The sequence below is a fragment of the Arsenophonus sp. ENCA genome (assembly GCF_002287155.1).
GTDB classification, from domain to species: domain Bacteria; phylum Pseudomonadota; class Gammaproteobacteria; order Enterobacterales; family Enterobacteriaceae; genus Arsenophonus; species Arsenophonus nilaparvatae.
Genome location: NZ_NHNG01000807.1, coordinates 1 through 734, shown reverse-complemented (window position 1 = coordinate 734; position 734 = coordinate 1). Strand labels below are relative to the sequence as shown.

Below are 734 nucleotides of genomic sequence, written 5' to 3'. Positions count from 1 at the left end.
GAATTTCCATCTCAGAACAGCGTAAAATTTACTTCAATCACCGAAACACCCTTATCTCACTATTAAGCAACACGCTTAATGAAACATTCTTACCTGAAAAATTGCGCGTAAGTGGTTAACAGAATCTGTTTCATATATCTCTTTTACCTTTTCAAGCGTTTCTCTGACGGTAATATCTGTAGCCGATTTGAAATACGCAATTTGCTTTTCAGGTATTCCCATTGCGTATAAAACCGCAGTTTCAAGTTGCTCGGGAGCAAGTTCTGGAAAAGCTTCTTTATATCGTGTGAGTTGTTGTTCATTGAGAGGCAACATTAGATTACCTCCACAAAAACTTTACAGACAGAGATAACGGTAATAGACTTTTTCATTAGCCTTACTCCTATTCGTAGTAGGTTTAGGGTTAGCTGGCTGTTAGGATTATCACTCCTTTCAGTCAGCGACGATTTCTCATTGAGTTCACAATAAGATTGGTTGTGTTATACTTCCAGCGAAAGGAGGTATCGTTATGGGTCAGGTTGCATTTGATACATTACAGGCGTCAGAAGAACTAGAAAACGCTGGCATTTCCAGGGAACAAGCCAGAGCCATTTCACTTGTCGTACGTAGATCGCATGAAGTTGCTGATGTAGCGACTAAAGCTGATATTGCCGAAGTTAAGCGTGATATCGCTGATGTCAGAAAAGAAATTGCTGACGTCCGCAAAGATTTATCTGCTGAGATATCTGATGTAC

The 734-nt window shown here is 39.9% G+C and carries 1 pseudogene; it reads left to right on the top strand.

Annotated features, from left to right (window positions below):
* Positions 1 to 508: 508 nt before the first annotated feature.
* A pseudogene (locus CBG25_RS20960) lies at positions 509 to 734 on the top strand (hypothetical protein); the annotation flags it as partial.